Source organism: Marinoscillum sp. HNIBRBA16962, from assembly GCF_057801515.1.
Genome location: NZ_CM173603.1, coordinates 5,383,198 through 5,405,169, shown reverse-complemented (window position 1 = coordinate 5,405,169; position 21,972 = coordinate 5,383,198). Strand labels below are relative to the sequence as shown.

Annotated in this window: 15 protein-coding genes and 1 pseudogene; 7 read left to right on the top strand and 9 right to left on the bottom strand. The window is 43.9% G+C overall.

Features of this window, described 5'->3' with window-relative positions:
- Window positions 1-43: 43 nt before the first annotated feature.
- From AC3E9V_RS22520 to AC3E9V_RS22490, 7 genes and pseudogenes are all read right to left on the bottom strand, one after another.
- Complete coding sequence (locus AC3E9V_RS22520; RefSeq protein WP_488753678.1) at window positions 44-163, bottom strand: hypothetical protein; 120 nt, start codon at window positions 161-163, stop codon at window positions 44-46.
- A 59-nt stretch (window positions 164-222) separates the two neighbouring features.
- A pseudogene (locus AC3E9V_RS22515) lies at window positions 223-357 on the bottom strand (SDR family NAD(P)-dependent oxidoreductase); the annotation flags it as partial.
- Window positions 358-490: 133 nt separating this feature from the next.
- Window positions 491-1,120, bottom strand: a complete 630-nt coding sequence (locus AC3E9V_RS22510) for a LysE family translocator (protein WP_488750425.1) — start codon at window positions 1,118-1,120, stop codon at window positions 491-493.
- Between the two features lie 25 nt (window positions 1,121-1,145).
- Complete coding sequence (locus AC3E9V_RS22505; protein WP_488750424.1) at window positions 1,146-1,574, bottom strand: MoaF-related domain-containing protein; 429 nt, start codon at window positions 1,572-1,574, stop codon at window positions 1,146-1,148.
- Entirely contained in the window at window positions 1,571-2,683 is a 1,113-nt protein-coding gene (locus AC3E9V_RS22500) for a nuclear transport factor 2 family protein (RefSeq protein ID WP_488750423.1), read from the bottom strand. Before AC3E9V_RS22500 ends, AC3E9V_RS22505 begins: the two co-directional genes overlap by 4 nt.
- Entirely contained in the window at window positions 2,683-3,573 is an 891-nt protein-coding gene (locus AC3E9V_RS22495) for an MBL fold metallo-hydrolase (protein ID WP_488750422.1), read from the bottom strand. The genes AC3E9V_RS22500 and AC3E9V_RS22495 overlap by 1 nt, the downstream gene beginning before the upstream one ends.
- A gap of 399 nt (window positions 3,574-3,972) precedes the next feature.
- Complete coding sequence (locus AC3E9V_RS22490) at window positions 3,973-4,557, bottom strand: Crp/Fnr family transcriptional regulator (RefSeq protein WP_488750421.1); 585 nt, start codon at window positions 4,555-4,557, stop codon at window positions 3,973-3,975.
- 340 nt (window positions 4,558-4,897) lie between these two features.
- Between AC3E9V_RS22490 and AC3E9V_RS22485 the strand changes: the two genes are divergently transcribed.
- The 4 genes from AC3E9V_RS22485 (at window position 4,898) to AC3E9V_RS22470 (ending at window position 15,864) form a co-directional block, all read left to right on the top strand.
- On the top strand, window positions 4,898-7,915 hold the full coding sequence (locus tag AC3E9V_RS22485; RefSeq protein ID WP_488750420.1) for a SusC/RagA family TonB-linked outer membrane protein: 3,018 nt from the start codon (window positions 4,898-4,900) through the stop codon (window positions 7,913-7,915).
- Window positions 7,916-7,949: 34 nt separating this feature from the next.
- On the top strand, window positions 7,950-9,542 hold the full coding sequence (locus AC3E9V_RS22480; protein ID WP_488750419.1) for a RagB/SusD family nutrient uptake outer membrane protein: 1,593 nt from the start codon (window positions 7,950-7,952) through the stop codon (window positions 9,540-9,542).
- A 59-nt stretch (window positions 9,543-9,601) separates the two neighbouring features.
- Window positions 9,602-12,880: a VCBS repeat-containing protein gene (locus AC3E9V_RS22475; RefSeq protein WP_488750418.1), complete on the top strand. Its 3,279-nt coding sequence runs from the start codon at window positions 9,602-9,604 to the stop codon at window positions 12,878-12,880.
- Window positions 12,881-12,996: 116 nt separating this feature from the next.
- A complete protein-coding gene (locus tag AC3E9V_RS22470; protein WP_488750417.1) occupies window positions 12,997-15,864 on the top strand; it encodes a DUF8487 domain-containing protein in 2,868 nt (955 codons plus the stop codon).
- A gap of 272 nt (window positions 15,865-16,136) precedes the next feature.
- On the opposite strand, the gene tnpA is transcribed toward AC3E9V_RS22470, so the two are convergent.
- Window positions 16,137-16,592 carry an IS200/IS605 family transposase gene (gene tnpA, locus AC3E9V_RS22465; RefSeq protein ID WP_488750416.1) on the bottom strand — a complete coding sequence of 152 codons (456 nt, stop codon included), beginning with the start codon at window positions 16,590-16,592 and terminating at the stop codon, window positions 16,137-16,139.
- Window positions 16,593-17,202: 610 nt separating this feature from the next.
- Here tnpA and AC3E9V_RS22460 point away from each other — a divergent pair.
- Together AC3E9V_RS22460 and AC3E9V_RS22455 are read left to right on the top strand one after the other, a co-directional pair.
- Window positions 17,203-17,520: a type II toxin-antitoxin system HigB family toxin gene (locus AC3E9V_RS22460; protein ID WP_488750415.1), complete on the top strand. Its 318-nt coding sequence runs from the start codon at window positions 17,203-17,205 to the stop codon at window positions 17,518-17,520.
- Entirely contained in the window at window positions 17,517-17,897 is a 381-nt protein-coding gene (locus tag AC3E9V_RS22455; RefSeq protein ID WP_488750414.1) for a helix-turn-helix domain-containing protein, read from the top strand. The genes AC3E9V_RS22460 and AC3E9V_RS22455 overlap by 4 nt, the downstream gene beginning before the upstream one ends.
- A gap of 27 nt (window positions 17,898-17,924) precedes the next feature.
- On the opposite strand, the gene AC3E9V_RS22450 is transcribed toward AC3E9V_RS22455, so the two are convergent.
- Window positions 17,925-19,226 (bottom strand): MFS transporter, encoded by a 1,302-nt coding sequence (locus AC3E9V_RS22450; RefSeq protein ID WP_488750413.1) that lies wholly within the window; start codon window positions 19,224-19,226, stop codon window positions 17,925-17,927.
- 333 nt (window positions 19,227-19,559) lie between these two features.
- Between AC3E9V_RS22450 and AC3E9V_RS22445 the strand changes: the two genes are divergently transcribed.
- On the top strand, window positions 19,560-21,956 hold the full coding sequence (locus AC3E9V_RS22445; protein ID WP_488750412.1) for a beta-galactosidase: 2,397 nt from the start codon (window positions 19,560-19,562) through the stop codon (window positions 21,954-21,956).
- Window positions 21,957-21,972: the final 16 nt, after the last annotated feature.

Sequence of the window (21,972 nt, the reverse complement as noted above, 5' to 3'; positions counted from 1 at the left end):
AACTAACGATATTTGAGATTCATTCGATTGGGTAGTTCGGACTTCATTTCAGGTTCAATTCAGTGATTGATTTTTGAACTCTGTTGGGTCCCACTTTTTTCTTAAAAAGTCTTAAAAAGTATGGTGGGTTCTCAAAACCTAAGCTATATGCAGCTTCTGCTATCGTGGTGTTTGTGCTTCTTAATATATTCTTTGCTTCATCAATGAGAAAGAAATGAATACCAATTGGTTAAGTTCGGTTTCTTTCTCAGGGGACCGCATGGTCGCGATAACGTTCCATCCTTTTTGTTGAAAGTGGATGGCCGTTTCTCTGCCAAAGCCTGAAGAGGCTCCTGTAATTAAAATGGTCTGTGTCATATTTTTGTTATTTAGATATGACACAAAATTATTTTAGAGTTATCGCTGGAATCTTATACAGATGTTGGTAAGGCTGATACAATTCAGCGATCGCTATCTGGGAATGAATCCGCATTGTGGGTACAGCATGGACTTATCTCCTTGATATAGCCAACGTGAGCCCTAAGCCCGCCAAAACGCTGACTTTACTCCATTTTGTGATTTTCCAGAACCTTGTGCTATTCACAAACCGGGTTAACCTACCCGACAATAATGAAATGGCTGAAAAAATCGCTACCGCCTGAGCCATAAAAACGACCCCAAGAAATAGCATCTGAAAGGGTACGGCAAATCCCGTCTTACTTACAAACTGGGGAAGAAATGCAATAAAAAATAAGGAGACTTTAGGGTTTAAAACATTCATGAAAAACCCTTTTCTCACCAATTGTAGAAAGCTCCTCTCTTCCCCCTTTCTTTTGACATCAAATCCTGCCATAGGTTTTTTATCCTTGATGGATAGGAATGCCAAATAAAAAAGATATCCGGCCCCCAGATACTTTATGATTGTAAATGCAATGGCAGAGTTTTGAATGATTATTGACAGGCCGGTAGCGGCCGCCACGGTATGGATCAAGATCCCGGAGCATAGACCCAAAGAGATCGCTATTCCGTTCCGATGCCCTCTGGTCAGGCTTTCTGTTAACACGAAAATATTGTCTGGCCCGGGCATGACCGTCAAAAGGACCGATGCCCCAAGAAATGATAGTAAAAGTTCAAACTCCATTGATCCGTTTTTTCAGGCTGTCATTTTATTCTACAAATTCCAGTTTCCCTTCCAGCAAATCCCCACTTCGTTGGCCTCTTTCGCTTTCTTCGTCTTGCCAGCTGCCAAAGCCGGTTACCGTCATTCGGTTTAGGTCGATGACCTGACTTACGGTAAACCCATCCTGCTCAATCCAGCTAAGGAAAAACAAGCCATTTCCCAAGGATTTGCAAGCCATTTTTTCGTCTCCTGTGACCACAATTCCGGTTTTGCTATCGGAGGTTCTCCAATGCAGGGTACTATCATTCACATATTCAGTTTCGGCCGTAAACTCCGGATAGATGATTTTTGCTTTTTTGCCGATCAGTGTACGATCGTGATTGCTGTCCGTTGCTTCACGCTGTTTGGTCTTTTCGGTATTGGAGTTGCAGGAAAAAAAGAGACAGGCAAATACTATCAAACATGCATTTTTCATTGCTGCCCCATTATGTCGTTTATCTCAGTTTCAATACTTTCGTACGGGGCATAACCCTGTTCCAGAACATGGATATCTCCGTTTGCCTCCAATAACAATGTAGGGTAAGATTGTGCATATTGCCTGGCTTTGGTAAAAGTCTCTTGTGTCTTTTTCTTAATGGCCTCTGATCGAAAAAGCGACAGGAAGGCTTCTTCATCCACCCCTAACTGCTGGCAAATGGTAGTATATGTGCTTTCCTGGTTTAGATCTTTTCCATGATAATACCTGGCCTTTTGCACTTCTACCATAAACGGAACGGTTTGATGTTGATCCATTTCTGCCATAGCCATTATGGCCCTCGAGGGTACTTCGCTATTCAGGTTTACTTCTTCGTTCTGAATGAACTGGAAGTATGCCTCTCCAAACGAGGTCCCGGTTCTTTGAGCTATGGCAGCATCATGATTGATAAAATACCGGGCCATTTGCGGGGTTTGTTTTCTGGCGTTTGTGCCACTCCACATTCCACCGGGTAAAATTTCAAAATCGAATTCCTCTTTATAAGCTTGATACAATCTTTCGATCGTTTGATGGTTGCCATAGCACCAGCCACAAAGCGGATCCATTACGTAGATCAATTTCATTTTCGGGGAAGTATTTTTTTTCATTGCTTCTACCACGGTCTTGCTGTCCACAAACTGCTCGAAACTGATAATCTTACCTTCGTTGAGTTTCCAGACATGGGCTACCCTAGCTTCGAAATAGTTGCCTGTTTCTTTATACGTCCCGGAGTAGGTGCCATACGCCACCACTTTGTCTCCCTGGGCCACATAGTCTTCGGGTACAAATTTATAGTCGATCCATTCGCTACCCAACCTGCTGAAAACGTTTTTGGCAATATCTTCAAATCCGGTATACGTTCCGCCATAGGGGAACCCTGTGGCCTCTGTCCAGGTAGCATTTGCAGCCAGGTGCTGTTGGAGGTTCTTACCATTTTCCTCTGAGTTCTTACCCTCATAAGTGCTTTTTATGATTTCGAGATTAGTCATATTTGCATAACGATTGTTACACCCTGCCAATATCCCCAGGAGGAGTATTGGCAGGATGAGTTGTAGATTCAAGCTTTTCATTACCATTTCATTTCCCCGGTATTTACTTTAGCCCCAAGCTGCAGGGCTATCTCAAATGTCAGGTCCGGGTATTTTTCTTTTATCGCACTTATCAATGCTTCGGATGTTTTATTGGTTTTAAGTGCCTCTTCGTAAAACTGAATGTACGCTTTGGTGTGTCTTACGGATGCAAGGTCAAATGCTGCTCCTTCACCCGAATGGGCCGGTATAACTACCTCCGGTTGTAAATCTGTGATTTTATCCAGAATAGCGATCCAGTTTTTGCGTGCTTCGGGGGTTTGCGCGTCAGCCATCCACAGGTGGAAGGTATTGCCAAAGACATTGATGCCACCTACCACAGCTTTGATGGAAGGTATCCAAACAAATGTCTTTTTGGGAAATTCATCCAGCCCCACAATCTCCAGCTTTTGTCCTTCCAGCTCTATGCTGTTGCCTTGCAGGACTTGTGGCAGCACAACATTGGAGGTAATTGCATCACCCAGTCGACCGCCCCATACTTCTAATTTCTTTTGTGCTGTGGCTTTGATATGCTCAATAGTGGCCGGTGTAGCATAGGCTGTTACCCCCGGAAAGTGCTTTTTGAACACTTCCAACCCGAAATAAAAATCAGGGTCTCCGTGGCTTACATAAATGGTCGTAAGTTTTTTGCCTGATTTTTTGATTTGCTGAGCTACGGTTTCGGCATCAGCCAAAGTGAATTGTGCATCGATCAATACCGCATCTGTTTTGCCTGAAACGATTACGGATGCTACTCCAAAACTATTTTCGGATGCGTTGAACACGTCAAGAGTCAACTGGTCTGTTTCGATTTTTTTAAAATCCTGTGCCTGTACTTCCATTTTTACTAAGATTAAAGTTGTAAGAATTGCTAATAAGAAAATTCGTTTCATCTGTATTATTGTTTTAATGATGAAGCAAAGTACGGGCAGGTGTTGCCGAAAAACATTGAACAAGTTCAATAAATGATAATGAACATGATGCCTGGATGCGTAATCTCAATCCAATTATTGCGCAATGGCAATAGGATCAAGGCAGGATACCAAACCACCACTTTCCCACCTTTGAAAACATGAAATAAGCATGATGCTTAACCCATTTATTGAGCAACACCAACTGCGGATGAACAAAATTGGGAAGGCGCACGGCTAGTGCAAACCGCTTATTTTGGAATTTATATACATATGAAATGAGCATAAACCGGAGGCATACCAACCGTGAATGATTAAAGTTCAGGGCCAAAAGCCAAGTGCCAAAGGTCAAGTGCCAATTTTAAACACATGAAAAATGAATTATTTTCTTAAAGAGAGCTTCTTTCTGATCTTGCTTACAAACTCATGGGTGATACCGAGGTAGGCTGCAATCTGGCGGTTGGTTAGCTTCTGTGCAATTTCGGGATAGGTAGAGATAAAATGATCATATCGTTCTTCTGCAGTAAAGCTGTGGTTCCGGATCAATCTGCGCTGGAGGGCGACCAGGGTCTTTTGAGTCATTATTCGAAATAACTTCTCAACCTTTGGCATTTTATCATAGAGACGCTCTTTGTCTGTTTTGCTGATCAGCAGCACTTCACTGTCTTCCAGTGCCTGTATGGACAAATGTGCGGGGGTCTGATTGGTAAAGCTATCTATATCGGTTACCCACCAGTCTTTTTCGGCAAAGTAAAGAACGTGCTCATTTCCTTCTGGATCAATCGTAAACAACCTGAAACATCCCTTCGTGACAAACCCTTCAAACCGGCAAAGCTCCCCTTGTCTAAGCAAAAATTCCTTTTTCGAAATACTTTTAGGTTTAAAATAGCTACAGTATGTCTTCAGTTCTTCAGCTGAAAACGGTACGTGCTTTTTGATATTTTGCTCGAGTAGTTCGTGTGACATTTGGGAAAGTGGTCAGGGATTTTAAAACACGTTGTAAATATAGTTTTGCTGATTTGAAATATTTAGAATGGTGAGCCATACTATTGTCCATAAAAACAAATAATATGTCCATTTCATTCGTTTCGCCAATTTGTACTTTTGAAATGGATGTCTTATAAAACAGGAAAATAATGCCTTAATACATCTTTTCTGATTAATAATTTATTAGATAAGCTCATATATAACTACGATTATTTGAAAATATAGGAGTGAGTTTAGGTAGGGCAATGAGTATTAGGTATTACAGGATAGATAGTAGAATAAACCATGAATCATTTTTAATTATTAAAATGTATAGCCTATGAAGAAGAATTATTTACTAATTATTTTTGGTTTCTTTAGCGTGTTGGCATTGAGTGCACAGCAGCGAGTGACCGGGACAGTGATCTCATCAGAAGATAGGATGGGATTACCTGGCGTTAGTGTTTTGGAAAAAGGGACTACTAATGGGACGATAACCGATAATGACGGAAAATACTCCCTTGAAATACCCCAGGAAAGTACACTGGTTTTTAGCTTTATTGGTTTTGCCACTCTAGAGGTGCCGGTAAACAATCGCTCTGTTATTGATGTCGAAATGGAAGAGGATGTAAAAAGTCTGGATGAGGTTGTCGTGGTTGGGTACGGAACGGTAAAGAAGAGTGATCTCACGGGATCAGTGGTATCAGTTAAAGCTGCTGAGTTTAAGGACATGCCCATTACATCTGTCGATCAGGCTTTACAGGGACGTGCAGCAGGCGTGCAGGTTGTTCAGAGTTCCGCTGCTCCTGGTGGAGGGTTGTCAGTTCGCGTGCGCGGGGCAAACTCCCTGATCAGTGGTAGTGAGCCTCTTTATGTTATTGACGGACTGCCCATCTATCCAGACAACCAGCAATTTGGTACCAACGGATCTCGTCAAGCGAACAACGCGCTGGCTGCCCTGAACCCAGGTGACATTGAATCGATTGAAGTGTTGAAGGATGCATCGGCCACTTCCATCTATGGTTCACGCGGCGCTAATGGTGTTGTGCTTATCACCACAAAAAGGGGAAAGCAAGGTGAAACCTTCGTTAGCTTTGAAAGCTCTTATGCAGTGCAGGACATTTCAAATAGCATAGACGTGTTAAGTGCATCGGATTTTGCTCGGTATCTGAACAAACTTGATGTGAGCCAAGGCGGTGCCCCACGCTATACTGACAGTCAGGTTAATGGTTTTGGACAAGGAACAAATTGGCTTGATGAAATTACGCGAGTTGGTAGCATCTCCACAAATCAGGTCTCCATCACCGGAGGAGATGGGCATAACCGTTTCGCGGTGACCGGGAATTTTCAAGACAACCAGGGGATAATCATCAACACATACTTCAAGCGTTATGGCCTTCGTCTCAACCTTGACAATGATCTGTTTGGAGGACGTGCAACATTTTCAAATAGTTGGGCGTTGACCCGTACAACAGGTAATAGTGTGCCGACTGACCGGGGAGGCCCGGGTGGGATAATAATTACGGCGTTAGGCCTGGATCCTACCGTTCCGGTATATGATGCGACCGGAAACTACAATTATCCTTTATATGACGGCCGGTTCACTATCAACCCTGTGGCGGAAGCCAAAGAAGGTGTCGACAGAGATGGAACAAACCGAATCTTTGGTACCACGGCCTTGACAGTCTCCATTACTGATGATATAAAATTTCGCACGAGTGTGGGACTTGATCTGCTAAACGCAACCAGGAATACGTTTTACAACAGCAAGACACGATTAGGAAGGCAGTTCAATCGCCAACTTGAACGATTTGACCGAAATCTGATTAACGTGCTGAATGAGAATATCCTCACCTACAATAAATCATTCTCTGGTGGTCATAACCTTGAAGTGACGGCTGGCTATACCGTACAACATGAAAACAATTCCTCAGCCCTTCAAAGAGTTAGAGGGCTCGATTCGGATGATTTTGAGTCACTTAATTTTGAGAATGGCACCTCACCGCAGATAGGTGAGTCATCTCGTGTAGAGTGGGCGCTTGAATCATTTCTCGGGCGTGTTAACTATAATTTCAAGGATCGCTATTTGGTGACACTCACAACCCGGCGCGATGGTTCAACTAAGTTTGGGCCCAATAATAAATGGGCCACATTTCCCTCGGTAGCAATTGGATGGCGTCTGGTAAATGAGAACTTCTTTGCAGGTTCAGGGTTGAGCAATGTTTTTGACGATCTTAAAATTCGTGCAAGCTACGGAATCACCGGAAATTCCCAGATCCCGGCCTATCAGTCGACCTCCGACTTGAATCCACGTAACTACGTCTTTAATGGGGAGCTTGTCTCAGGTTATGCGGCAACACGTTTGGCTAACCCTGACCTCAAATGGGAGCAGACCCGGATGATGAATGTTGGGATGGATATGAGTTTTCTAAATAGCCGACTAAACGTCTCCGCCGACTATTTCAGGAACCGGACTACCGATCTGCTCCTCAACGTCTCCATCCCACAAAGTACAGGTTTTGGTACACTGCTACAAAACACCGGTTCACTCACGAACCGTGGCTTTGAACTTGCTGTTAACGCAAAGCCCGTTGTCTCCAGTGGCCTTACCTGGGATATCAATGCAAACATCTCAATTCTTCGGAACAAAATCGAAGACCTTGGAAGCAGCGCACCGTTCTTTGCTGGTAGTCCAAGCGGTCATCTTGGTGTTGATGGAAGTTGGGTTGACGCTGGTTATCCGATAGGGGTATGGAGAGGGTACAATTTTATTGGCATTAGTTCGACCGGCGATCCCATCTATGAAGACCTGGATGGCAATGAAAGCTATTCAGCTGCAGATTATAAGATCATTGGGGATCCCAATCCGGATTTCACGTGGGGCTTCAATTCAACCTTACAGTACAAGGGCTTCGAACTTGCATTCTTCCTGCGTGGCGTGCAAGGATCGGAGGTTCGTAATCTGCAGCAGTCGGAGATTGGTGATGGCGCTCAAAAGATCAATCAAATCAGCAATATCCTGACCGATTCCTGGACACCTGAAAATCCCGGTGCTTCACGGCCTGAAGTCGAAGCTACTCGCGATTTTGCTTCCTACAGACGCTCGTCATTCTTTATTGAAGATGGGTCATTCATACGGCTTCAAAACATCTCACTAGGTTACAATATACCTGTCACCAAGGTTTTGCGAAGTGTACGCGTTTACGTTAGCGCACAAAATCTATTTGTAATTACCGACTATACTGGTTTTGATCCCGAGGTGAATAACCAGGGACAAAATAACCTGAACAGGGGAGACGACTATGATGCTTATCCACGCGCAAGAACATTTACGTTCGGGATAAATGTCGGCTTATAGTAGTGGTTTTAAATTTCTAGCTAAAACATACAATATGAATCTGAATAAAAAAACTGAAACAAAAAGCCTGCAATTCATTCTTGTAGTCTTTCTGATATACCTTGGCGCAGCTTGCACCGATTTGGAAGAAACACCTGATTACATTAACCCCAGTAGTTTTTACAAATCAGCAAACGAACTTGAGCTTGGTGTGAATGCAATCTATGACGACCTTACTATGGGCAATGGGGACTGGTTCAACTTTTTTTACAACCGATATGTGTTTGAATGTATTATAGGTTATCAAATCGGATGGGAAAAGCAGCCTTTGCAGTACAACCTTGGCAATGTAACAGCGCAGGATGACGTGATCGAAGCCTACTGGGGCCAATGCTACCGGTCAATCTATCGGGCGAATGCAATCCTTGAAATAGCCGACGACATAAATGACCCTGCAAATGCTGACAGGATTGCTCGTCTAAAGGGAGAAGCTCATTTCCTTCGTGGCTTTTACTACTATTCCCTACTGAGCTACTTTGACAATGTTCCACTGGTCACGAGTACTTCAGGTGGTCTCGAAAGCCTGCCGTCGAATAGCGGAGGTATTGAGGCGATTATCAATCAGATTTACGAAGACTGCGACGCTGCAATTGACGTTTTGCCAACGTCTTATACAGGAGCCAATCTTGGTCGTGCTACAAGCTGGGCGGCGAAAACACTACTTATGAAAACCCAATTGTGGGACAAGGACTGGGCCGGTGCCAAAGTTACAGCCGAGGATATCATGGGTGGCGGTATTGAACTGTTTGGAGACTTCAGCTTTAATTTTGACATTGACCATGAAAACATGGGGGAACGGATTTTTGAAGGACAAGTTTCAGCGAGCGCCAATGCCAATGAATATAGTAATCATTCCGCGCATTTCAATCCTGAAGATCTTCCAACAAGTTTAGGTGGCGCTGGTTGGAGCTGGTTAAGTGCAAGTCAGGAGTTCAGGGCCTCGTACGATGACAACGATGAACGAATCGCAGGGACATTCATGGAATCATATCCAACCGGTAGAACTGCTCTTAACTCAGCAGGTGAATTCCCAATTGTGCGTTGGAGTGCAGATGCTCCATACAATCTGTCGCGATTTGGCGGTGTCGTTGATCCAAATGCCGACCCGGATGATCCAGCCGAGCTTATATTTGGAAAAGCCTGGTCGGCTAAGATCACTGAGATTAATCCGGGAGGAAGTTGGACCAACACCGAAAAGAACACGGTATACATGCGGTATGCTGATGTATTACTCGGACATTCCGAAGCCTGTAACGAGAGCCAAACCGGTGATCCTTATCTGGGTATTAATGAAGTCAGGGATCGGGCGGGTCTGGCACCCCTCGCCGGTTTATCTCAGGCTGAACTTCGTGATGCAATCGTAGATGAACGGATATACGAGTTTGCTTTCGAGCAAGTCCTGTATCCTGAGCTGCGACGCAAGAGCACATTCGGTGGTACACCCGACTATCTCGGTGATCGGATCAATCGGTTTATTGAAACTTATGGCGTGAGTAGAACACTTAAAGCGAAGGACTATGTGCTGCCAATCCCACTTAAAGAAATATTAGGAAACCCAAATGTGACACAGAATCCCGTGTGGCAATAAAAATAAGAAACGGGGTCGCTTTAGACCCCGTTTCTGTTTAACCTTGAGTTTTTAGCGACATGAAGCATTCAGTTTTTGCAAGCTTAGTGATTGTGGCAGTAACGATGCTGATGTCCTGCCAACATAAGGAAGATCACTTGTTTTCAAATGTCTCGGCAGGCCACTCGGGAATTACCTTTATTAATAGAATAGAAGAGGACTCCCGGTCTAATCTGATCGACTACTACTATGTCTACAATGGCGGTGGTGTCGCCATCGGTGATATTAACAACGATCAATTGCCGGATGTCTATTTCACCGGTAATCAGTCTGGCGACCGCTTATATTTGAATAAAGGCAACTTCTATTTTGAAGACATTACGGAAAGTGCTGGCATTACTGGTGGAGGCTGGAGCACGGGAGTGACGTTGGCTGATATAAATGGCGATGGCCTTTTAGATATTTATGTCTGTAAGTCCGGAAACTATCCTGCAGATGAGAGAGCCAACCGTTTATATATCAACACAGGCAACTTAACTTTCGAAGATCAGGCCGAGATGTTTGGCTTAGCGGATACTTCATACACTAACCAGGCAGCCTTCTTTGACTATGATAAGGATGGGGACCTGGATGTGTACCTGATGACCAGTACCAATACCGTCAGGAATCCTAATATGATCGTGAAGATTCGTACTGACGGCAAAGGGCCATCATGTGACAAGCTATTGCAGAATAACGATGGTAAATTTGTCGATGTGTCTATCGAAGCTGGAATCACCCAGGATGGATTTGGCTTAGGGTTGGCAATTTGCGACCTAAATGATGACGGATGGGAAGACGTCTTAGTCTCCAATGACTTTCTGGCAAATGATCACTTATATATCAATCGAGGAGACGGGACATTCTCAGAGTCGGCTAAGAAATACTTCAAGCACCATAGCCATTTTTCCATGGGAAATGATGTGAGTGATTTCAACAACGACGGACGGTTCGACGTGGTTGTCGTAGACATGCTCCCGGCCGATCATGAGCAGCGAGCACGAATGGCCGGACCCCCGAATCCCAACGTATTTGAAGCCATGAAGCGTGCCGGCTATCATCCACAATATATGCGTAACATGCTATTTGTAAACCTGGGTGTCAACCGCGACCAACCTGTTTTCGCCGAGATTGGTCAGCAGACAGGTATTCATAGTACGGACTGGAGTTGGGCACCTCTCTGGATTGATGCAGATTTGGATGGATGGCAGGACCTGTTTATTACAAATGGATACCTACGCGATATTACAGACATGGATTTCGTTGTCCACAACAATGTGATCGCAGGCTCAGGCGACATGGTGCGAACAAATCAGTCAATGCGAGATCGTGCAAAACAAATGCCTTCAATCCGAAGAAATAATATGTTTTATCGGAATGACAATGGTGGTCTTAAAGACATCTCAACAAGCTGGCTGCCAGACCTCCCATCACTTTCCAACGGGGCAGCATATGCGGACCTGGATAATGATGGTGACCTTGATGTTATTGTCAGTAACATTAATGAAAAACCTTTTGTTCTTCGAAACAACACCAGCGGTAAACACTACGTAAAGGTTAAACTTCTTGGGAAGACACCGAATACAATGGGACTCGGAAGTCGGGTTACCGTTTACGCGGGCGAGATTAGACAGACACGATATTTATCTGTCACTCGTGGATATCAATCGTCTGTAGACTATGTCCTGACCTTTGGTCTTGGTACAACTGAGAAGATTGATTCCGTCGTAGTTACTTGGCCAGATGGAGCTATACAAACTGAAACATCTGTTCAGATAAACAAAACGATTGCCTTAAATCAGCGAGACGCCAAACCAGGAGAGACCGTGATATCTGAGATGCCAACTTTCCTGGAGGACATTACGGGGATGCGCGGCCTTGACTTCTTCCATGAAGAGGAGTTTTATATGGACTACGATGTAGAGTCGTTGTTGCCACACAAGCTGTCTGAACAGGGGCCTTGTCTGGCAGTAGCTGATGTAGACGGCAATGGTCTTGATGATTTCTTTGTGGGAGGCTCGTATCGTCATTCAGGCGTATTGTTCTTGCAAAACGCCGCAGGGAACTTTAAACAACGCCCCCTCATTAACGGGAAGAAGTCGGAGGAAGATGTTGATGCTATATTTTTTGATGCGGACAGTGATGGAGATATGGATTTGTATATCGTAAGCGGATCTAACGAATTTTCTGATGGATCTCCGTACTATCAAGATAGGTTGGGCATTAATGATGGCACTGGTCACTTTTCGTTCGAGAATGACCTGCTGCCGTCCATTAGACATAGTGGGTCTTCTGTCGCGGTAGCTGATTTCGACCATGATGGCGATCTGGACCTCGTTCGCGGTGGTCGGCTCCTACCACTCGGATTTCCACAGCCCGGTATTTCTTATATGCTTCTCAACGACAAGGGAACGTTCAAAGACGTGACGGATAGTCTGGCTCCCGGCCTGAGAAACATCGGCATGGTCACAAGTTTGGTATGGGTTGACTTGGATGGAGATAACTGGGAGGACCTTGTACTGGCTGGCGAATACATGCCTGTTACTGTTTTCCTGAATAAACAAGGTGTGTTGTCGGTGTCTTCCGACACATCCCTGCGTTCAACCGCAGGTCTCTGGTATTCCTTGGCTGCCGTCGATATTGATGCTGATGGCGACATGGACATCGTAGGAGGAAACCTTGGTCTTAACACAAGATATCGTATGGATCAGCAACACCCTATGTCAGTCTATGGCGGTGATTTTGATAATAATGGTGCGTGGGATGCTATTCCGGCATGCTATTTTGGTGATACAGAGTATCCCACTCCGGCACTGTTTGACCTTTTGCGGCAGGTCCCCACGTTCAAACAGCGTTACCAAACTTTCGATGCCTACTCGAGAACTACCCTCAACGAGCTGCTCTCGCCTGTGCAGCACCGCATCGGGTACGTAGCACGTGCTTTCGAACAACGAAGCATGATCCTGGAAAATACCGACCGTGGTTTTGCGTTACGTCCACTTCCCGACATGGTGCAAAGGTCACCAGTGACATCCATCGTCCCGCATGATGTTAACGGCGATGGACACACTGATCTTATCCTTACCGGCAATGACTATGCATCCGAACCCGTGGCAGGCCAATACGATGCTGGCGTAGGTGTCATTCTAATAGGAAATGAGCAGGGCGGATTTGAACTCATCAACCCTGACGTGAGCGGGTTCTGGGCAGATGGCAATACACGCAAGGCAGCCGTGATCCGAACCCCCAAAGGAAAGCTCATCATCGTAACACGGAACAATGGATCGTTGCTTGCCTTTCAGCTCCGAGCAGGAATCTAATGCACGGAAACTTTTCTGCCAAGGTTTGTGCTTCCACGAAACTTTATGTGCAGACAAGGTGGGTCGTGAGGACACGACCCACGGCGGCCAGAAATTTGATCACAATGAGTAGAAGAATGAAAAGATCACTTAAATCCAGTAATGGCGTTCGAATAATAATGCTTGCTTTTTCAGTCATATTCGTCAGCTGCAGCGATCCTGCACCTGTTAACCTGGCTGGCCAATGGCAATACCGTTTGGATGCAAATGAAGTGGGTGAACAGGAAAAATGGTTTTCTCAAAAATTTGAAGAAAATGGCCTGAAGCTTCCTGCAGCCCTTCGAGATCGTAACATTGGCAATACCCCATCGGTGGAAACGCAATGGACCGGTGGCATTTATGACAGCTCCTGGTATTTTACACCGGAAATGGCCAAATATCGAGAAGCAGATCCACCGAAATTTCCTTTCTGGCTGACACCAGCGAAGCGATATGCAGGAAAAGCCTGGTATCAAAAAGAAATATCCATACCGGGAGAATGGAAAGACCAAGATTTAGAGCTATTCCTTGAACGGCCCCATTGGCAAACCAAGGTCTGGTTTGATGATGAATTGGTCGGAAGCCAGAACAGCTTATCCACACCGCACATCTACACCGTCCCTTCAAAACTCGTCACAAAAGGGGAGCATCGTATCACCATCTCAGTGGACAATGCCATCAGGGAAATAGATCCCGGAATCAATTCACATAGCATCTCTGACCACACCCAGGGCAACTGGAATGGGATAGTGGGAGAGATGGAACTTAGACCTCTGGAACGAGTCTCTATCGAGAAAGTACGGATCACTCCGCATGTTCATAAGAATCTCGTTAGCGCTGAAATATTTTTATCCGGTGAAATCGAAAATGGTACGTCTGAGATTACGCTCGAGGCGGTCGGTACTAATCATGAATATCAAGTGGGTCCTGTAACCAGAGAATATCAGATAAGTGATGGAAAGGTTACGGTTCAGCTTGACATGGGAGATGGCTTTAAGACCTGGAGTGAATTTGACCCTAACCTCTACCAGTTGAAAATCTCCTTCAATGGTCCGGAAGGGAATCTGCCAGAACGAACCGAAATGTTTGGCATGCGCGAATTTTCCATCGATCAAAAGCATTTTGAGATCAACGGTATTCCTGTTTTTCTCAGGGGCACAACAGACTGCAGTGTGTTTCCGTTGACAGGCTATCCTCCAACAGACACTCAATCCTGGGAGAGTGTCTTTGAAGTGTGCCGGTCTTTTGGTTTGAACCACGTTCGCTTTCATTCTTATTGTCCACCGGAGGCGGCTTTTGTTGCCGCAGACAAAGCCGGCGTATACTTGCAGGTAGAGGGTCCCAGCTGGGCTAAGTATTCGGTTACATTGGGAGACGGCCTGCCAATTGACCAATATTTAATGGATGAAACCAGACGTATCATTGATACCTATGGCAACCACCCATCATTTGTAATGATGGCTTATGGAAATGAACCCTCGGGCAATTATGTCCCTTATCTCGAAAACTGGGTGGATCACTTCAGGGAATATGATCCGCAGCGTGTTTTTACAGGTGCTTCTACGGGACGTAGTTGGTCGATCATAGAAAACAGTGACTTCATCGTTCGCTCTCCACCACGCGGATTGGAATGGGACAAAAAGCAACCTGAAAGCGAATTTGATTATCATGATAAAACGGAGAATCAAAACCGTCCTTATGTGACCTTCGAAATGGGACAATGGTGTGCGTTTCCGAATTTCAATGAAATAGATAAATATACAGGTTCGTTAAAAGCCCTGAATTTTGAACTTTTTCGGGAAGATCTCGGCGATAATCATATGGGCGATCAGGCCCATGATTTCCTGATGGCATCCGGGAAGTTGCAGGCTTCCTGCTACAAGCAGGAAATTGAGGCCACCTTACGAACTCCCAATCTTGCAGGGTTTCAGTTGCTGAGCCTTAATGATTTTTCCGGCCAGGGAACTGCACTGGTGGGCGTGTTGGATGCCTTTTGGGATGAAAAAGGGTATGTCACTGGAAAGGAGTTCCGGCAATTCTGCAGTGAGGTAGTACCCCTCGTTCGCCTGCCTAAGTACACCTTTTCAAACGCTGAGCAACTGGATGTTACGGTAGAAGTGGCCAATTTCAGTGGTAAAATATTGAAGAATACAATAAGTGAATGGCGGCTTTTGGCGGCCGATAGTTCTGTTGTGCTGTCTGGTAAATTTAATGCGATGGATATTCCTGTGGGACATGGACAGGTTATAGGCAAAATAAAAACGTCCCTTGAGCCAGTGAAAAAAGCTCAAAAACTTGTTCTGGAAGTACGAATAGGTGAATACCTCAATAGCTGGAACATCTGGGTGTATCCTCCACCTCCTGAACGTGTGGACAACGATGGTATTTATATTACCAAAACCATTGATGATAAGGTAAAGCAGATCCTGGAAGAAGGGGGTAAGGTACTGTTAATGACAGCCGGAAATGTTGAAAATGGAAAAGACGTAGTGCAGCATTATACGCCTGCATTCTGGAATACCTCATGGTTCAGGATGCGTCCACCTCATACGACCGGATTATTGATTGACGATAAACATCCTGTTTTTGATCAATTCCCAACCGATTATTACAGTGACCTGCAATGGTGGGAGTTGGCAAACAGGCAACAAGTGATGAATCTTGAATACTTCCCTCCGGAATTCAAGCCCATTATTCAGCCCATTGACACCTGGTTTTTAAACCGAAGGCTGGCAATGCTTTTCGAAGCAAAAGTAGGAGGTGGACGTCTGATGGTTTGCAGTATCGATTTGGATAAGAAAGAAACATCTGGAATTGTATCAAAGCAATTTTACCATAGTCTACTGTCCTATATGACTTCCGAAGACTTCAATCCTGAAAATGAGATTGACCTTTCGACCATTGCGGAGTTATTTGAAGAAAAGGATCGGGAAAAATGGAATTCTTATGTGAATGAGAATCCGTGAGTGTAGTTCTGCTCTTTGTCTCAGGCTTTCAGCCTGTCGTTTCGTGCTTGGGGCGATGCCCCAAGTTAAAGTCTCGTAGCCTTTCAGGCTAACCTCACTCTTTGTCATATCAGACAATTAGTTGGTTTTCGGTTTTAGCCTGAAAGGCTAAGAAAACATAACCTGGAGCGATGCTCCAGGGCGAGAACTGTCCCTCAGTACCTTCACCCTGAAAGGGTGAGACAAATTTCCTCCAGAAGCCCAATGGTGATTGGAGCACTATCGATTTATCATCATTGCCAGAAATATGTCGGGTCATATTCAATGATATCATATTGTGTTACAAATTGCTCAACCTCTTCCTGATATGAAATCTTCCTGTGATGTTCTTTCTGATTAAGAATATATTTTCTTACCACATCGAGTTTTGAGCTGCTCACAGAAAAAGCTCCATAACCTGTTTGCCAGGAAAATTTTGGATTTCCGTGTTCAATTTCTTTGAACCATTTAGAAGATTGCTTTTTTACTTCTTCCACGACTTTAGCAAGGGCATAATTTTTTGATAAACGAAATAAAACATGTACATGGTCAGGAACTGAGTTTATTATCAATGCAGGGCTTTCGTATTTTTTCAAAGTTCCTGCCATATATGAATGCAACCTTTCTTCACATTCCTTTTTAATAAAAGGTTGGCGAAATTTTGTGCCGAAAGTCAGGTGTATATACAGTTGTGAAAGTGATTGTCCCATGGGGTTTTTTGTCTCAGGCTTTCAGCCTGTGGTCGTGCAGTTTTTTTCTTGGGGCGATGCCCCAAGTTGAAACCTCTTAGCCTTTCAGGCTAAACATATATCTATCTCATTTTACTTTGTCCCATTAAACTAAGAAATTTTTGGAAAGAAAATCCTGATAGCGAGGAAACATTAAAAACTTGGTACAAAGTTGCAATGAAAGCTGGATGGAAATTAAGTAATGAAGTGAAATCTCAGCATCGAAATGCCAGTGTTGTTGTAGTCTTTCCCGAAACCACACATGAGTGACCGGAGTTGGTTCACGGTTGATTTCGATTTAGCCTGAAAGGCTAAGAAAACATAACCTGGAGCATCGCTCCAGGGTTAGAACTGCCCCTCAGTACTTCACCCTGAAAGGGTGAGACAGATTTTCCCCGAAAGCTCGATTGTGGTCGGAGACTGTCGGATTATTATTTATCCATAGGAATAAAATCACCGTTCTGCACAAACATAATCATTAACGAGATAATATTGTGATGACTTATAGTCTTAACTTTTGGTCATTAGAAACAAAAAATGCTTGACTTTGTTTTCAATTTGAAAACATTCTTCATACTTTAATATACAGTAAATGAAGAACATTGTATCAAGGAAGAAATTAATGGTTTTTTGGGAAGAAAATCCTGATAGCGAAGGAACATTAAAAACTTGGTACAAAGTTGCAATGAAAGCTGGATGGCAATCAAGTAATGAAGTGAAATCCCAGTATCGAAATGCTAGTGTTGTTGGTAATAATAGAATAGTCTTCAATATATGTGAAAACAAGTATAGATTAATTGTGAAATTCAATTATGAAATGCAATGGTGTTGGATTCGCTTTATTGGCACACATTCCGAATACGATACCGTGCCTGCCGGCAGGCAGGAAATTGATGCCTCAAACATATGAAAACAGAAATAAAACCAATTAGGACTGACACAGACTATGAAAATGCTTTAAAAATGTTGGAGGATATTTTCGATGCTCCTAAAGGAACACCTGAAAATGACCTGGCCGAAGTGTTAGTCACTCTAATTGACAAATATGAATCTGAACATTATCCAATAGATCCCCCGGATCCGATTGAGGCAATTAAAATTAGAATGGCTGAAATGGATTTGCATCAAAAGGATCTGATGAAAATGATTGGGACAAAAAGCAGAGGTATTATTTCAAATATTTTAAACAAAAGAAGGCCTCTAACTCTTCCAATAATCAGGGCACTAGGCCCTAAGTTGGGTTTATCCTTTGATGTGTTAATCAAAGAATATAAAATGGAATTTTAACTCTTTTTAACTCTTTTTACCATAGCATTATCCATCAATGGTGATGCGTTCAATTTTACCAACTAAAAATATATAGCTAAGCGCTCCCGTCACTGTCACACATCCAATGAAAATCAATGCCGGAGAAAAATCTCCTCCTTCAACTAAATATCCAATGACGATGGGGACGATGATTGTCGCCAGACCTCCAATAAAGTTAAACGTGCCACCGGTCAATCCCACTAAGTTTTTAGGAGCCAGTAAAGAGACGAAGACCCATGTGATTGAGGCCAGACCATTTCCAAAAAAGGCCACAGACATAAAAAAGATCACTGCTCCGGGTTGCGTAACATAATTTGCACCAATAATAGCAACAGATAAAAGCAACCCGATTATTACAGGGGCCTTTCTTGCTGCGCCTACGGACACATTTTTCCGTACAAGAAAGTCAGATAGAAAGCCCGAAAACAAAACACCAACAAAGGCACAAAGAAAAGGAACGGAAGCCATAAATCCTGACTGCAGAAAATCCATGTTCTTGTATTCCACAAGATACTTGGGAAACCATGTCAGGAAAAAAATAACCGTCGCACCTACACCAAACTGGCCAATATAAATTCCCCAAAGTTTCCTTTTGGACAAGACAAGCGCAATGTTTTGCCATTTAAACCTTTCACCATCTGCCAGACCCGTAGGTTCCGCTAATCCACCTCCGCGCTCAATGTGTTGTAATTCGGCCTTATTTATTTTTTTATGTTCAGCGGGTGTTCGATAAAAGAAAAACCAGACTATACCCCACGCTATTCCAATAAGTCCTGAGATGATGAAGAGAGCCCGCCATCCAGCATACAATTCAATAGCAGTCAATACGGGCGTGAGAAATGCTAATCCGATAAATTGGCCAGATGTATATAACGCAATGGCGCCAGCTCTTTCGTTATCCGGAAACCAACTCGTCACAATACGATTGTTCATAGGATAAGATGGAGCCTCGAAAGCACCAATCAAAACACGCATGGCAAAAAGGGTAACAAAGCCAGCCACAAAACCCTGGGCAAGCGTAGCCAAAGACCACATAATCAAACATATGGCATACAAATTTCGAATTCCAAACCGATCAGCCATTACACCACCGGGGATTTGAAGTGTGGCATAAGTCCACCCAAAGGCAGAGAAGATGTAGCCCATTTGAATGGTACTTAGGTTAAGCTCTTTGCTGATAAGAGGTCCTACCACCGAGATATTGCTTCGGTCCATGTAATTGATCACTACATTTACAAAAACAGCAGCAAGAACGGAGTATCGGACTTTGGTAGCCCTGGATGTGTCCGTTTTATTCAGGTATAGCATTAGAAAAATTAAAAGTATAAAGTGCTTTACCACTCGGCAACGCTACCATCATTCTGTTACTGCACTTTTTCTGCTAAAATAAATGACTTTATTGGTTGTCAATGGATTCCATAGCATTATCCATTAATGACGTATTAATGTCCATTAAATAATCCTGAAACCTGACATGAAATTGTCGATAATTTATTTCTTTTCGGGAGTAAAAAATGCGTGCGAACGATGGGTGTTGGAAATATTTACTATAGAGTGATTGTATTACTAAATAGGGTGTCCTAAATAGAAAAATCCATAGTGAAAAATTAAGCACGGATTGAAAGTATTGGACTAACAAAAATGAAAAAACTACTTTTTACCTCATGCCTCTGTTTAGCGGCCTTTGCAGCAAGTTTTGGCCAAAGCAACTACTCAATTAATATAGATGTTCCTGAAAAGGAAATTGTAAGGGGTCATTTGGACCTGGGGGGTACTAATCCGGATGGAGATTCGATCGACGTAAACAGTTACTACATTACCTACAATGACAAGCCGTTCTTTCCGGTCATCGGCGAACTTCATTATTCGAGATATCCGGCGCAATATTGGGAGGAATCCATTCAGAAGATGAAGGCCGGCGGGATTAATGTAATCGCCACCTATGTGTTTTGGAACGTTCATGAACGAGAGGAGGGCGTATTCGATTGGTCCGGAAACCTCAACCTGCGCCGTTTTGCCGAGTTATGTAAAAAAAACGATGTATTCCTGATCGTTCGGATGGGCCCTTTTTGCCATGGGGAAATGCGAAACGGAGGCATTCCTGACTGGCTATACGGCCGCACCTTTGAGATCAGGTCAAACGATGAGGAATATTTAGCCTATGTTGACAGGCTGTATGGTGAAATAGGCAGGCAATGTGACGGCTTGCTTTTCAAAGATGGAGGGCCAATAGTGGGCGTTCAGTTGGAAAACGAGTTTCAGCACTCGGCAGCCCCCTGGGAAGTTACCTATCCGGGCGCTAAGAAAGAATATACGGTGGCAAACATCAATGTCAGTGTCACACACGAGCAAATTTCAGAAACCGATGGACGAAATCCTTATGCGGAAATGGGTAAAGATCACATGGCGAAGCTTAAAAATATTGCTATCAAAAACGGCATGGACGTCCCCCTATATACAGCTACCGGATGGGGAAATGCAGCGATTGTTGAAAAAGGAAGCATTCCTGTTACTGCCGGGTATGCCTACCCATTTTGGGCGCCACCAAGTCCTTCTCCATTTTATTTATTTAAAGACATTCACCAGTTTCCGGATTATAGTCCGATAAGCTATGAAGCTGAATTGTATCCATCTATCCCGGCGGAAATAGGCCCGGGAATCCAGGTGAAGTATAGCCGAAGGCCTGTAGTGGATCCCGCAAGTGTATTGCCGCTCATGGTACGTATCATTGGTAGCGGATCCAACGGAATCGGGTACTATATGTATCACGGCGGGTCCACGCCGGTTTTCGATGGCAAGTTTTACAATGAAGACGTTAACGGGATGCCCAAGATCAATTACGATTTTCAGGCTCCGATCGGCCAGTTCGGGCAGACCCGTCCGCACCACAGCAGTTTAAAGACGCTTCATATGTTTTTGGAGGAATATTCGGACGAACTCGCCCCAATGAAGACAGTCCTCCCGAAAGGGAATGAGGAGATTGGCCCTGAGAATACTACGACTTTGCGCTATGCCGTACGGTCACAGGGCGAGAAAGGATTTCTCTTTATGATCAACTTTCAGGACGATGTTGAGATCGCCGATATCAATGAGGTAAGTATTGACGTGAAAACAGGGAATGAGACGATCCGTTTTCCATCCTCCGGTACTTTCGACCTGAAGAAATCTACCTCTGCTATTTTCCCCTTCAACTTGAAGCTGGGCCAGACCGTAATCAAATCGGCAACCGTTCAACCGCTTACCACTTTGCATACCGGCCAGGGAGATTGTTATGTCTTTTACTCAGTGGATGGGATTGCCCCCGAGTTAGTGATTAATGGGGATCCAGACTTGACGGAAATTCAGAATGTCAGGAAAAGTCAAAAAAGCGATCTTACCCTTGTGCGGGGAAAAAATGATGAAGTACTTTCTTTCAAAAACGGCAAGGATCAGTTCCTCATTATTCCGCGTCAAATGGCATTGAATTCCTATAAGATAGATGATCGTCTCATCATATCTGACGGGTTAATTTTGAACGATGAGGATCAAGTGAGTTTGATAACGCGATCCCTCAATTCTACCATGCACATTTATCCGGCTGTCAATAAAAAACCTCAAGTATCATTCGCATTGCTTAGTAGTACAAAGCCTCACTTTAAAGGAGCCTCTTCCTATCAATTGACATTTGAAGACAAGGATCCTCGTGTGACTGTTAAAAAGGTTGCTGATCGAAAGTACTCAGTTGCGACTGAAGGCGGACTTGATGAGCTGAATGATGTCTTTATTGAAATAGATTATGTAGGAGACCGGGGCATGGCTTTTATCGATGGACTTTTGGTTACGGATCATTTTTATCATGAAAAGAAATGGGAGATTGGCTTGAAAAGTTTTATTCCGGAAATGGACGGAAAAGAAATGGTGTTGATCTTTCATCCGCTGTACAGTGATCAGGAGACGCTCATAGATTTCACCCAGCCACCAAAATTTACAGATGGAAAATACCTGGACATTAAAGATATCAATGTGGTCAATGAGTACAAGGCCATTATTTCCTTTTAACCGGGGTAAATCCACA